This is a genomic window from Paenibacillus sp. GL_099_B, assembly GCF_057835695.1.
In genome coordinates this window covers 3,478,376-3,491,027 of the sequence record NZ_CM174430.1, presented here as the reverse complement: position 1 = coordinate 3,491,027, position 12,652 = coordinate 3,478,376, and the positions used below count along the sequence as shown (strand labels likewise).

At 45.7% G+C, this 12,652-nt stretch carries 12 protein-coding genes and 2 pseudogenes; 2 read left to right on the top strand and 12 right to left on the bottom strand.

Annotation, left to right across the window (positions count from 1 at the left end; translation table 11 throughout):
* Positions 1–34: 34 nt before the first annotated feature.
* The 9 genes and pseudogenes from AC3ITG_RS15950 to AC3ITG_RS15910 all read right to left on the bottom strand — a co-directional run bounded on the left by AC3ITG_RS15950 (position 35) and on the right by AC3ITG_RS15910 (position 8,585).
* Positions 35–1,606 carry a sigma-70 family RNA polymerase sigma factor gene (locus tag AC3ITG_RS15950; RefSeq protein ID WP_489254352.1) on the bottom strand — a complete coding sequence of 524 codons (1,572 nt, stop codon included), beginning with the start codon at positions 1,604–1,606 and terminating at the stop codon, positions 35–37.
* A gap of 215 nt (positions 1,607–1,821) precedes the next feature.
* Positions 1,822–2,313, bottom strand: a complete 492-nt coding sequence (gene gerQ, locus AC3ITG_RS15945; RefSeq protein WP_076288616.1) for a spore coat protein GerQ — start codon at positions 2,311–2,313, stop codon at positions 1,822–1,824.
* A gap of 18 nt (positions 2,314–2,331) precedes the next feature.
* A complete protein-coding gene (locus AC3ITG_RS15940) occupies positions 2,332–2,754 on the bottom strand; it encodes a cell wall hydrolase (protein WP_063563952.1) in 423 nt (140 codons plus the stop codon).
* Between the two features lie 159 nt (positions 2,755–2,913).
* Positions 2,914–4,602, bottom strand: coding sequence for a hypothetical protein (locus AC3ITG_RS15935; protein ID WP_489254351.1), 1,689 nt, complete (start codon positions 4,600–4,602; stop codon positions 2,914–2,916).
* A 204-nt stretch (positions 4,603–4,806) separates the two neighbouring features.
* On the bottom strand, positions 4,807–5,556 hold the full coding sequence (locus AC3ITG_RS15930) for an SDR family NAD(P)-dependent oxidoreductase (RefSeq protein WP_489254473.1): 750 nt from the start codon (positions 5,554–5,556) through the stop codon (positions 4,807–4,809).
* Between the two features lie 183 nt (positions 5,557–5,739).
* Positions 5,740–6,132 (bottom strand): DUF2500 domain-containing protein, encoded by a 393-nt coding sequence (locus AC3ITG_RS15925; protein ID WP_413378896.1) that lies wholly within the window; start codon positions 6,130–6,132, stop codon positions 5,740–5,742.
* A gap of 372 nt (positions 6,133–6,504) precedes the next feature.
* Positions 6,505–7,224 (bottom strand): collagen-like protein, encoded by a 720-nt coding sequence (locus AC3ITG_RS15920; protein ID WP_489254350.1) that lies wholly within the window; start codon positions 7,222–7,224, stop codon positions 6,505–6,507.
* Positions 7,225–7,805: 581 nt separating this feature from the next.
* Positions 7,806–7,929, bottom strand: a pseudogene (locus AC3ITG_RS15915) (IS3-like element ISBth8 family transposase); the annotation flags it as partial.
* Between the two features lie 137 nt (positions 7,930–8,066).
* On the bottom strand, positions 8,067–8,585 hold the full coding sequence (locus tag AC3ITG_RS15910) for a DUF3231 family protein (protein ID WP_489254349.1): 519 nt from the start codon (positions 8,583–8,585) through the stop codon (positions 8,067–8,069).
* A 150-nt stretch (positions 8,586–8,735) separates the two neighbouring features.
* Here AC3ITG_RS15910 and AC3ITG_RS15905 point away from each other — a divergent pair, with 150 nt between their 5' ends.
* Complete coding sequence (locus AC3ITG_RS15905; RefSeq protein WP_489254348.1) at positions 8,736–9,005, top strand: WGxxGxxG family protein; 270 nt, start codon at positions 8,736–8,738, stop codon at positions 9,003–9,005.
* Between the two features lie 80 nt (positions 9,006–9,085).
* Here the strand turns inward: AC3ITG_RS15905 and AC3ITG_RS15900 are convergent.
* From AC3ITG_RS15900 to AC3ITG_RS15890, 3 genes and pseudogenes are all read right to left on the bottom strand, one after another.
* Positions 9,086–9,175, bottom strand: a pseudogene (locus tag AC3ITG_RS15900) (YjcZ family sporulation protein); the annotation flags it as partial.
* A gap of 583 nt (positions 9,176–9,758) precedes the next feature.
* Positions 9,759–9,968 carry a hypothetical protein gene (locus AC3ITG_RS15895; RefSeq protein ID WP_024632043.1) on the bottom strand — a complete coding sequence of 70 codons (210 nt, stop codon included), beginning with the start codon at positions 9,966–9,968 and terminating at the stop codon, positions 9,759–9,761.
* Between the two features lie 135 nt (positions 9,969–10,103).
* Entirely contained in the window at positions 10,104–11,381 is a 1,278-nt protein-coding gene (locus tag AC3ITG_RS15890; RefSeq protein ID WP_489254347.1) for a VPS10 domain-containing protein, read from the bottom strand.
* A gap of 312 nt (positions 11,382–11,693) precedes the next feature.
* On the opposite strand from AC3ITG_RS15890, the gene AC3ITG_RS15885 reads away from it, so the two are divergent.
* Complete coding sequence (locus tag AC3ITG_RS15885; protein ID WP_024632045.1) at positions 11,694–12,623, top strand: L-lactate dehydrogenase; 930 nt, start codon at positions 11,694–11,696, stop codon at positions 12,621–12,623.
* Positions 12,624–12,652: the final 29 nt, after the last annotated feature.

Sequence of the window (12,652 nt, the reverse complement as noted above, 5' to 3'; positions counted from 1 at the left end):
TGCTTTTATTCTGCTTCTACTGACATCTCACTCTCTATAGGATCACTACGTTCTCATTAACGGTGTCCCAACGCCAGTTTACTTTTTTACCTTCGCCAATCTGAAGACCGCCAATCCAGGAATTATCATGTCTTAATAGTGCCCAATCTGCTTCTCCATTCAGCACCTGAATACCGAGTTCGGTCAAAGACAAGACACCGTGACGGAATTCATCATGATGCTGCTGGAAGTTAGGAAAAGCTTTTACACCACTTAGTCGAAGTAAAGCATGAGGCTCCTCCGTCATTCTCTTCAGATGAGCCCAGTACTCCAGATCACCCATTCCCAAGATATGCAATTGGTCTCCAACATGCTTGAATAATGGATACGGGCTGTCCACGCCCTCTCTTATGGCCTCCAGTGTGGATTGCTCAATTATGCCCAGTCCGTTCGATAAAGAAGGCAGACGGGACAGGTGGGCCTTGAATGCAGCATGTGCAAAAGGGAGCACCGATGTATTTTTCAGAAAGTAGTCCTTGTGATCCTGAATGTCAGATGATGCATATGCTGTCCAAAACTCGCTGCCAGCCTGGATTTCCTCTGATCCCATCACATGCCAAGTACCTGATAAACGTCCGATCTGTGAGGGTGTAAGTTGCCCAAGTCCCCGAAAATGTTCAATATCCGGATAGGTGTCGATGCATAACAGATTCAGCTTTGTATTCTTCAAGTCCTGTTCCTTGAAATAGTGCAGCAAATACGATAGCATTGCCTGATCATAGAGGTCATACTCAAACCACAGGACGATCTCTTCGTGCTGATGGAATGACTTAAGTGTCTGCTCAAGTTCCTTAATTTTCAAGTATTCAGTCTGTGGAATACCCAAGTGCTGCTCCAAATATTGTGCACGTCCACTTCGATCTTTCTCATTCCTCATATTTCTTGTTATCGGTCCAAATGTATAGAGCTCTCGCCAGACCAGAATTTCACCTTGAATCCCACTTTGTCTTAATCGATCTGCCGCATGGTCACCATTCATAATGTGAAGCATCCCTTTTCCTCCTTCGTATAGATCACTAAATACTGAAATCACATCGGCCACAGGCAATGAACGTCTGAGCCTGGATCTGGCATCATACAACCGTTTCTTTAGAGCCGGAACATTAACCCCGAGGAATTCCGACATTTCCTTGAGCGAGTAGCCCTGAAAATAAAACAGTTCAACAGCAAGCTGCATGGAAGTTGGCAAAATGGAAATCGAATCTCGCAGGAGACGATGCACCTCTCCTTTCAAAGCCTGTTCTTCAGGATTATGAGCCTGATCCTCTTCTTGAATTACATCCTGAATCTCCAGAACCGGGATGGTGCCATGCTGCTTACGCCTCATTAGACGGTAACACTGTCTCTCCACGATGACTTTGAACCACCCGGGAAAAGCATCAGGATTGTCCAGTTTGGACAAATTCGCAAAGGCCTCCGTGAATGCCTCTTGTACTACATCTTCAGCCAGGAACGTATCCCTTAATTTTTGATAAGCGACAGCCAGTGCCATCCCACGAAATTGCTTCACCAGTTGTTCATAGGCCTCGGCTTCCCCCTGGATTGCTCCATCGATCCATGTCTTCAATATGTCTTGCTCCTTCCTGTGCGCTTGCTGCTTGATGTATTTATCTTTAAGTGCCCTGTTTTGAGAAAAAGGTTACTTCTGCTTATGTTTAATTTTAGTTTAGTTTATCGTCTATTTAATAATATAGGAAAAGCTGCCGCGTTTGCGGAATAACATCCACATTCGAGGCAGCCTGTGTATGGCCGTATTATATTATGTTCTTTTTTCCCTACAGATTAGCGTCTGCTCGGTTGTTGCGGATAGTTCCCGATCACGCCTGGATATTGATACAACAACGGCTCATCGAATGTAGCATAGTCAAAATTGACCATCAGAAGAATGATCCGTTTTCCAGTGTTCGGGTCACTGATGATGATATGGTCACGACCAGCTGCCTCCAGTATGCCTTGGAAAATGCGGGCGTTCCATTCTTTGTTTCCTTCGTAAGTCATGTAGAATGTTCCACATTTGCCCAGGTTGAGCCGTAAGATGTTTTCAATGTAGGATTGTTCGAACTGTGGCGCAGTTGTGGTTACAACGCCACCCGTAGGTGTCATTGGAGCACCGCTCGATACGAGCGGAGGTACGCTTGTGGAGCTAGGTGAAACCATGCCTGGTGTTGGCGACATCATCGGCATTCCGTTTCCAATTTTGTAAGAAGTTCCTTGTACTTGCGAATTGGCCTGTTGGCCCATAACCTGTGTTGGTTGATATGGCTGATTAATCATTGTGATTCCTCCCAAAATTTAATATACTGTTGGACAGTCTTCGCCTGTCGGACTGAAGAAACAATGCGCCTTGAAGCGGCCTGTATTTTGCTGGTCATACCAGGTTGGCGGACATTCTCCCACCGGACGGAAAAACCACAGGGAGTTGCTAGCTGGCCAGAAGCGTTCACCATTAATGACACGCTGTGCCAAGCGTATTTCCGATTGTCTTGCTCTTTGGTAGAAGTACCCTTTTTGCGTAGACTCGAAGCCACCCGGGTTCTGAAACACCATTCGATTAATGTCCCGAATATCACCGAAATCCAAGCAATCGCCGAGCACCCGGTTTACACCCACATTGCCTACAAGCAGCATGCCTTGTTCGCCGTCACCTTCAGCCTCCGCTCTCATCAGTCTAGCGAGCAGCTTGACGTCTTCCGAGTTGGCTTTAATAACAGCCATATCCTTTTTCCTCCCTTGTTGAACCTCTTCATCACCGTATATCGTATTGTGCAGGTGCCCATTCGGTGACACGATTTTATCTTTTTCCCATAAAAAAAGCCCGGAACCTCACCCTATGTGAAGTCCCGAGACATAACATTTCCTATATAACCTGCCTATTCAGGGCTTGGCTTGAATCCAGTAATCGTAAGCATGGACGATATTGCCTTTGTAGGCTTTATACTCGCTTAACAGATCTGGAAGCAGTGCCAGCTGACGTTCCATCTCCGCTGCTCCCTTATCATAAAATGAAATATGTTTACCTTCAAAATTCTCTTTCATCTCCACCGAAATCAGGAGTGGTTTACCCAAACGATCCGCAATTTTCATTTCCTGACTGACAACGTCGGCAATTCCATTGGAGCCTTCGGCAATGTTACGGAATGCCATCAGAGATACGTGATCCAGCGTTGTGATCATGTATTCACTGACGGACATGTCTCTTCCCGGTAACGGGGACGTATCGAGCCAAACGGCCAGATCGGCACTCGTTTCCAGATCACTGTCCTTTTTCGTCTCTTCATGGAAATAAGCAATATTAGCAGCCCATTCGGTCAGCAGCTTGTCCCGATCATTTTCCCATTCAGGTAAGGTGTATGGCTCAATATCGAGATGAATCCCCTTAAAACGTTCATCCGGTTCGGATTCAGCGTTATAATTCTTCACATAATCGATCAGGCGCTTTATTCGTGGCCGATTTTCCTCTTTACCCCATATTGGATGGCCTCCCATGGCATGAACCTCAATACCTTGAGCCTGGGCCCGTTTCACAAAACTGCGATAGCTGGAGTACGGTTGATCCAAATCAAGCCGGACGTATAACCAATTAACGTTTTGCTCTTTGGCGAACTCCAAAATGTGATCTCCACCATCATTCGTAACCTGAGAAGCCTGCCAGATATAGGTTCCCCGAATTTCCGGTTGATTGGATGGATTCTCCGGTAATGGTGGCTGTTCCTCTGGTTCCAGCTGCCCCCAGTACACAATGTCATGCACAGCCGAACCGGAGTAGGAAGCGTGATCCGTGAATGCAGATGCCACTTCCTTTATGACACTCTCCAATTGCGCTGCACCTTTGCCAGCAAAAGTCGTGAACTCTTCCCCAGGCATGGGCTTGGTGTTTACCCCAACGGTAATAGAACCATTTCTGGCGTCCGCCCATATCATTTCCTGTTCTACCAAACGTATAATTCCATTGTTTCCTTGGGCGCTATCACGGTAAGCCAATAGCGTAATATGATCAAATTGTCCAATAAACCAGTGTGACAACGACTCGTTATCCGCATCGTCAGTAGTTCTGCTACCCGTCACGGTGTAAGAATCCAGCCAAAAAGGCAAGTCGACATTCACTTCAACCGCCCCAGCCTGTTTAACCTGTTCCAGCAAGAGCTTCATATTGACAACCCAGGACTGGACCAGCGGCTTGGCATCTTCTTTCCACTGTGGCAATACATAAGGTTTGATATCCAAGTGAAGGGCGTCAAATCGCTCTTCCTGCTTTGCAGCCAGGTTATAATTACTCACCCAGGACGCCAGCTTGAGCATCGGACCTTCACGACCGCTGACTGCCCATGACGGATCTCCCCCAAGAGCTTCAACTGCAATTCCAGCCTTGGTGGCTTTGGATATAAATGTATGATAAACCTCCTCTGACAGATTCATATCCACATTCACATACAGTCTGTTAATCTTATGTTTAGCTGCATTCTCCAGCAGCTCATTTCCTCCATCACTGACAGACTTGGCCTGCCATACCCAGGCTGCTCGTATATCTGCGTCAGCTTCCGCAGTAGATTCAAAGCCTGTCATTATAATCCCTCCAATCAGCAGTAATAGCCAAAACACTTTCCGGGATGAGTTCCCGAACATAATCTCCCTCCATTCCTGTACTGTGGTAAAATCACATTTATTATAGCAACCGAGTTATCAAAAACAAATAAGCCCAAGTGCTTAACTTGGGCTTATTTCTGCTATGTTTTCAAAAGTTTACAATTGACCGGAGAAATCCCGGTACTAGTCCTCATATATCATTTTTCGGGTCATGCCCCCATCAATAATCAGGTTGGTCCCTGTGACAAAGGTATTGCTCGGATCGGACAAATATAAACAAGCGCGGGAGATATCCGAAGGTACGCCTACACGTCCTGCCGGGTGCTGTTCATGGTCCTCTGGCTTCAATTTTTCAACATCGCCTGTCTCAATCCATCCCGGACTGATACAATTGACCCGAATTTTATCCTTACCCAAGGAGACCGCCATCGCATGGGTCAACGCCACGATAGCACCCTTGGACGCAGTATAGGCCTCTGTTTCCGGCTCTGACATAAAGGCACGTGTTGAGGCCATGTTCACAATCGCTCCACCATTTTCGTTCTGCTTCATATGCTTCGCTGCTTCCCGGCTTGCGAGAAAGCAACTTCGCACATTGGTATTGAGTATATCGTCCCACTCTTCCAGCGTTAGCTCATAGGGAGACTTCCATCTGGAGACACCCGCATTGTTTACGAGCACATCAATCTGTTTGAATTCATCCATTGTAGTTTGAATGAGGTTCGTTATATCCTTCTCTTGACGTACATCACATTGGACAAAAATGGCTTCTCCGCCTTCATTGCGAATCGAAGCTGCCGCAGCAGCCCCTTCCGCTTCCTGATAGTCGGCAAGTACGACTTTAGCCCCTGCAACCGCATAGGCCTCAGCTACACTTCGACCGATTCCTTGGGCTGCTCCCGTCACAACCACGACTTGATCTGTAAATGACATCATCATTTCCTCCTCTATTAGGATGGTCCATTCATCACATAAGTCTACATCAACTCACCGAATATGGACCATAAATTGAATAAAGTCTCTTCTTATATAAAAACACGTTAGCCCCATTAAGAAACGCTTGTCCGTAAAAGAAATTAAAAAAAGCTTACGCCATTATGGCGCAAGCCAGCCGGTTTATCCGCGTACACGCTCTGAATACAAACGATTGTAGCGTTCAAAGCCTACATAACGCGTTCCCTTGAAAGAGAGTCGACCTTCATCTCCCTCGGCGCACATGCCGTACTCATCACCATTCACTTTGAATTCGAGACGATCTCCGCTCTCCACTTCAAAAGTGATGTAATAATGCGTACGGGCTGTACTTCCTGGTTCGGAGTGCGACTGACTCATCTGCATTCTCCTGCTGGTAATACGAGAAGGTACGGTAAGCAGTGGCTCTGAGTTATTGCGTCCCCATCTCCATACTTCTTTCCCTACCGACAGAAGAACAATACCTATAATCAGGACAAATACTACCGGAAAGACGGTTCCAAAAAAATCAAACATCCAGGATGATTCAATGCCCATGTCTCTCCCCTCCGTTCATAAAACCTAGGACAGCCGGAGTCTTGACCCGTCTTCTGTAATATATATGCACGTTAACAGGGAACTTGTTATTCTGATTCAAATCCAAAAGGTTGAAGGGAAAAACCCTCCGACAGAATGCCGAAGGGTTGCCTCCAAACGAAAATGAGCACTATTCTCAACGTTTAATGCACTACATTATGCTTTGTAATCTGCACCCAGAGTCGTTTCTTTCCACTCATCAATACTTTGGAGCAGCGTTGCTTCTTACTATTATGGATACAATCGATCTTTTTTGAAAACCTTGGCACCAACTGGGATAGCGGCCTTGATGAATGACTGATATCCCAGTTGAGGATACCCTTTGTACCCTCTTTATGCCAATTGCGTGATAACCAGATGTGCCGAAACTGGCCTTGTTCCTCCGGCGAGAGGTGTAATCGTCAGTGCAGTGGAATTACCAGCCGGGTTGCGTACGGTCAGTATTGAATTAATGACAGTCGTTTGTACTAAAGCTACTTCTACAATCTGAGACGTTCCTGTTGCCCGCCCAACTACGGTTGGAGCCAAATCAGCACCATTGAGGGTTAAAATAAGTTGACCGGCTTCATTGATACTAACTTGAAACAGTACTTGGTAAGTGCCTATTGCTGCTAGATTGAATGAACTAGGACCCGTTCGAGAAATAGTCGTTCCGCTAGTAGGCCCATCTTGAGGAAAACTTACATCCGTGCCTGGAGCAACAGTAGCTGCATTGTCTGGAGGCATCAGAGCAAAAAAATCGGCAAATCCAAGAACCCCTCCGGCTGCACCTGTAGCGCCAGTAACACCTGTTGGTCCAGCTACACCAGCTACTCCCGTGGTTCCGGTGACGCCCGTTGGACCTGCTACACCTGCTACTCCCGTTACTCCAGTGACGCCTGTCGGACCAGCAACACCAGTTGCGCCTGCCGCTCCGGCGGCACCAGCCGGGCCAGTTGCTCCCGCTGGTCCGGGAAATCCTTGTGGTCCGATGGCTCCGGCTGGACCAGGCAATCCTTGCGGACCTTGTGGTCCCACAAGTCCTTGTTCCCCAGGGATACCCTGCGCGCCCATCGGCCCCGCAGGTCCTGCTTCGCCTTGAGGACCTACTGCTCCCGCTGGACCTGGTTGCCCTTGAGGTCCTTGCGGCCCTGGAGGTCCTCCAGCTGGCCCTTGAGGTCCGATCGGCCCTGGAACGCCTTCTACGCCTTGTTTTCCTTGGATCCCCTGTAAGCCTTGGGGACCAGTAGGCCCAACAACTGTCGGCGTAGTAACATTTACTTCAGGTGAAGGACACTTTACCTGTACAATTTTTTTAATTACTCGGCGATTTTTTTTTTTCCTTTTGGAGAATGAACAGTTACATTTTTTTTCTTACACCTTTTTTTCTCATCTGGACAACTCAATCAGGACACCTCCCTATAAACATAGTTTAGTGTACGTATGAAGTTGGTTTGAAGTATGGACGAACAACTATTTTAAAGCTATCTCTAACAAAAAAAGGCTACTGACATGGTAGTTTAGCCCTTATGTGTTTCTCTGTCCTCTATAGGTTAACGCTCGCCGAGTTTTATTTGGCAACGGCGGTTATTATAAAACTCGATGTCACGATCCACACCTTGCTACACATCGTCGAAGCAGTTTGGTTTATTTCGATAAATTTCTTCGGTCTTAAGGTGTGTGAAGAAAGACTCGATACAGGCATTATCAAAACAGTTTCCACGCCCCGGTTACGCCAAGATCTTTAAGCCGTCTTGCATACGCTTTGGAGGTATACTGGGGAAGTTCACAACAACACTGGAGTAGAGAGAAGGGGATTCCATAATATGCGGTTGCTTACTAATCCGGCACTAAAAATTACTCCAACGGCAAAAACTCCCTGCCAACGTTTATAGTCAGCAGGGAGTTTATCAATTTTAAGCTTCAACTGCTTCAGGTCTTTTCACTTGAAGAGGAGGAGGAACAAGCCAACCTTTTTCTTTACTCATTTGAAGAATACGAACGCCTAAAGCGGTTTTAGTAACGTGATATTTGGCAAACAAGGCTCCAATATCCTCTCTAATCGATTGACCCATAACTTGACTACAAGCAACCAGTCCCATCGAAGTATCAGATGCAATTTTTGCCGCTATCTCAGGATCAGTGAACCTTGCACCAACAGGAATGTCTTCAAGTTTTACTGGAGGTCTATCTGGTAAGGCTGGTGTTGGAGCAATCCCATTATCAGTAAGCAAGGTATCACACTCTTTAATCTCCAGTTTAGCCTGATCAATCAGTGCGTCCAATGTTTTTTTCAAATCCTTATCTCCTGCATGATTTAGAAATGCTTGGTAGAAGGAAAGAGCTCCCTTTGCAACCGTTGAACATTGCCATACGCTGAAGATTTCGCCATAATGCATAGGTTCATTTTTTGGATTTCCACTTAATATTCCCATCAAAACCGCTCCTTCAATATTTATTTTCCACCAGATATATAGTTCCTAATTAAATAACAACATATTCAAAAACACTGAAAAATTCACAATGGAATAATGAACTGATTTTTGGAGAAATTAAATTCATCACGCTTTAAGGAGGTTATTTTCATGAAGAAACGAGTAACAACTGTTTTTGCTTCAATATTGTTGTTTGCAGCTTTAGCTGTTCCTGCATCGGCTCAAAATGTAAATGAAGCTACTGTTGATGGTCGTGACAATAATACGTACCATTACAACAGCTCCAATTATAATCCAAACAGTGTAAGAGCAAATTCAACAGATGACGGTAAGCGTATGGATTGGGGCTGGCTGGGCTTGCTTGGTTTACTAGGTCTAGCTGGAATGCGCAAAAGAGTATCCGACCATTCAGATCGATAATTGTTGACTTAGATCCCCCTCTGGGACAAAACCCAAAAGAGCTCTGCCTGGGTAGCAGAGCTCTTTTTAAAGCTGAAGAATTAAACTAAGAATGCTTTAGAGATGATGACCAACAAGATAAAGAGTACCAGAATTGCACCGATGGACGTGAAACCACCATACCCTCCACCATATCTTCTTTCCTCATAACCAACTTCACTCCTGCGTTTTCCTCATCATTTGTGGTATGTCATAAAGTATTCTATTTTTGGATTTATTGAAAAGGCGAATGTGAAACAAAAATAAAAAAGGCTATTATCAAACATTAAGCCAGCAGAAATTTTTTTTACAATTGATATCTAAATTCTGAATTATTTGAAAGTGATTAAGTTCCAAAATAAACCTCTAGCTTCCCCTGGGGGGTGTTGTTGGCATCTATACTGCAGCCAGGTTATCCGGAGCAAACATTGTAACAGTAATAAAGTTTCCGATCAGTACAATAGGCATCTGAGAGTTTCCGTTAGGGTTAAAGAAGTTATCGCGAGCCTGCGAGGGTATAATAAATGACTCTCTTGGTGCCTGTAAAAGGCGATACAGTAATGTATGGAAAGAAGTTTTGGGTCCGCTAATGCTCCCGTAATACCCGGATCAGACCACAAAAGTCAGCTTCCTTGGTTGATAAAAAAGCCCTGCTTTCTTCGTTTTCCAATAAAAAACGCCCCCAATCGGGGGCCAATCGTTGATAAAGCAGTATTTTTTCCGTCTACTTGGATTTTAAGCGTACATCAGATCCATATATCCGCGTGTTACTTCTCCACCATCAGTCTGTTCCGGTTCATCTGCCTGTGCGTACTTCGCCATACAAGCTTTGACTTCTTCCTCGGTGGTACAACGGTTGGCATCATCACATGTGTAGCATAATTGGAGCATGTATCTGGTTAACTCGTCCGCCTGCGTGAATTGAGCTTGTTCATTCGTTCTCATGTTCATCACTCCCATCTCTTCTTGAATTCAATATAACATCATTTGAAGGGAATTATTGTGATTTAATTCACAAAGTAATTGAAATGAAAAGAAACCCGTAGGTTCCTCTTCTAAAGGCGTTCTATTTCAACGCAATTATAGTACTTTCCAGCGCACACCGCCGTCTACGGTTTGCAGCAACAGTGATCTTTTGGTATCCGTATTTTCGACCAAAATCCAGCCTAGTTTCGAAGAAACCATTTGGAGCTTGACGATCTCCGGGTACTCTTTGAGAATGTTTTCCAATATTTCACTTACAGGAAGTGCCTTCCAGGTCTTGCCGGCATCTTTCGTGTAATAAGTCTTGCCTTTCTGCATGACCCAGCCTTCCAAGGGATTCAGAAATGTAGGAGTCAGACCGCGATTGATTCCGGTTTGTTTATTCAGACTGAACGTTGATAACTGCCAGCTCTCTCCGCCATTTGTTGTGAAAAACCCGTTGAACTTGGTGCTTTCCCCTTGAGAACAGGATATCGACATCCAGGCTGTTTGAGCTTCCCGTCCAAAAAACTGTGGCGAGCTGATGTTAAAATTACCACATCCGTTAAATTTGTTTCGGTCAAAGAACGACGGGCCCGCCTTCCAATGTTGGCCACCGTCCGATGTAACGTACAATTTCGGCGTACCGAACTCTAGAGCGGTCAAGAACCCGTGATCCGAGTCCGAGAAAGTCATCCCAGTGGAATAACCCCGTGTAGGGATCTCTGCAGATGCTGGTTTACCATCTTCGTCACTCAAAGTCATCTGATTCCAGGTAATACCGCCATCTTCGGTAAGATACAGTTTCTTGTCTTGCTTGCCAATGGAAGTATCCACTGTTGTCAGTATCCAGCCTTTCTCAGGAGAAACAAATGTAATGGCCGTCACCTTATCCGTCTTCGACAAGGAGGACAGGCTCCAACTCGCTCCTCCGTTGTTCGTGCGCAGCACCATCGTATCTGTTCCGCCCATTCCTTCACGAACAATCCATCCATGTGTACTATCTACAAAATAAATGCTTTGTCCATATTGCGGATTAGCCGGAAACTGTACATTTTCCGAAGGTGAGATGTTGGTCCAAGTACTTCCCTGATCCTGAGTATAATACAGACGCAGGGCGTTCCGCGTCACTCCCCATGCTAATCCACCGTTACCATTAAGCAACTGGAAATCCGTTAACCGGGTCTGAATTTGATATTTGGCTGTATCCGCAGCTTGTGTACTGTTTGCAGGGGGAACAACAGTTAATGTCTGGCCCATATTCCCGTTATCTTCTCGCTCCTGCGGCGGCTCTGCCACCGGGGTCTCTCCCGAATCGGTGCAAGCCGCCAGCAGTGCAGCTATACCGATAGACAGCAGTGCTGTCTGCGCGATTTTGATCCATTGCGAACGCAAGTGGTTTCCACCTCTCTCATCCAATAAGCAGGCGCGCATGCCTGTCCATTCATGTTGTATTTACGATTCATCTGAATCCACTACTCCTATTCTACCACAAACGATGTCGAAAAGGTTCATCTCCACTCTCTGGAAGCGGGCAGCGTTTTTTTGCTGCATCTGTTTCTTCTGCGGAATATAAACCGGGTTTTCGACGAAATCTTCCGCAAATAGACATGAAATGTGAGAAAGTTTATAGACATGGCTCGCTTTTCACAGGCTTATCCCTTAATATGGATTGGAAGTATACCCCAAAAAGGAGAGGATATGAAAATGGTAAACAGTGCAGCGCTCAAACCAAGTCGTGTCGTTATTGTAGGCATGGGTGCGGTGGGAACAACAACGGGATACACGCTGATGTTAAGACAGCGTTCGTCCGAGTTGGTATTTGTGGACGTGAATCATGATAAGGCTACCGGCGAAATGCTGGATATGAACCACGGTCTCCCATTTACCGGAGGCGTTAAAGTATGGGCAGGCGATTACTCCGACTGCAAGGACGCAGACATCATTATTATTACTGCGGGTGCTTCCCAAAAACCAGGAGAAACTCGAATTGATCTGCTGAAGAAAAATGCAAGCATTTTCAAAGAGATCATTGAACGTATTACTGAAGTTAATTCCCATGGTATTCTTTTGATTGCAACGAATCCTGTAGATATTTTGTCCTATACCTCGTGGAAACAAAGCGGTTGGCCCGCTTCTCGTGTGATTGGTTCTGGTACGTTACTGGACAGTGCACGTTTCCGTTACCTAATTGGTAAAAACAAAGGAATTGATCCACGAAGCATTCACGCCCATATTATTGGGGAGCATGGCGATTCCGAAGTACCGGTATGGAGTCTCGCCAACGTTGCTGGAACGGATCTGGAGCTGGATGAAGAAACGCAGCAGGATATCTTTGACCGGACCAAAAATGCAGCATATGAGATTATTAATGCCAAAGGAGCTACTTCCTATGCAATCGCGCTTGCATTGGACCGAATCGTGGCTGCCATTCTCGGCAATGAAGGCTCCGTATTGAATGTATCGACGTTACTGGAAGATTACAATGGCGTATCCGATGTTTATCTGGGTGTTCCATGTGTTGTTGATCGCAACGGCGTACGTGAGATTCTTCCCCTTCCTTTGAATGAGACGGAGAAAGTCGCTTTCCAAGCCTCTGCTAACAAATTGAAGGAACAGATTGCCGGACTGGAGTAAATCCAGGTGTTTGTCTAATCACGTTATTT

What these genes read in the sequence shown, in the direction of transcription:
- AC3ITG_RS15920 (WP_489254350.1), bottom strand. Translation starts at nt 7,224, where the DNA reads ATGGGCGCGCAGGGTATCCCTGGGGAACAAGGACTTGTGGGACCACAA.
- gerQ (WP_076288616.1), bottom strand. Translation starts at nt 2,313, where the DNA reads ATGATTAATCAGCCATATCAACCAACACAGGTTATGGGCCAACAGGCC.
- AC3ITG_RS15940 (WP_063563952.1), bottom strand. Translation starts at nt 2,754, where the DNA reads ATGGCTGTTATTAAAGCCAACTCGGAAGACGTCAAGCTGCTCGCTAGA.
- AC3ITG_RS15885 (WP_024632045.1), top strand. Translation starts at nt 11,694, where the DNA reads ATGGTAAACAGTGCAGCGCTCAAACCAAGTCGTGTCGTTATTGTAGGC.
- AC3ITG_RS15935 (WP_489254351.1), bottom strand. Translation starts at nt 4,602, where the DNA reads ATGACAGGCTTTGAATCTACTGCGGAAGCTGACGCAGATATACGAGCA.
- AC3ITG_RS15910 (WP_489254349.1), bottom strand. Translation starts at nt 8,585, where the DNA reads ATGGGAATATTAAGTGGAAATCCAAAAAATGAACCTATGCATTATGGC.
- AC3ITG_RS15930 (WP_489254473.1), bottom strand. Translation starts at nt 5,556, where the DNA reads ATGTCATTTACAGATCAAGTCGTGGTTGTGACGGGAGCAGCCCAAGGA.
- AC3ITG_RS15905 (WP_489254348.1), top strand. Translation starts at nt 8,736, where the DNA reads ATGAAGAAACGAGTAACAACTGTTTTTGCTTCAATATTGTTGTTTGCA.
- AC3ITG_RS15895 (WP_024632043.1), bottom strand. Translation starts at nt 9,968, where the DNA reads ATGAGAACGAATGAACAAGCTCAATTCACGCAGGCGGACGAGTTAACC.
- AC3ITG_RS15925 (WP_413378896.1), bottom strand. Translation starts at nt 6,132, where the DNA reads ATGGGCATTGAATCATCCTGGATGTTTGATTTTTTTGGAACCGTCTTT.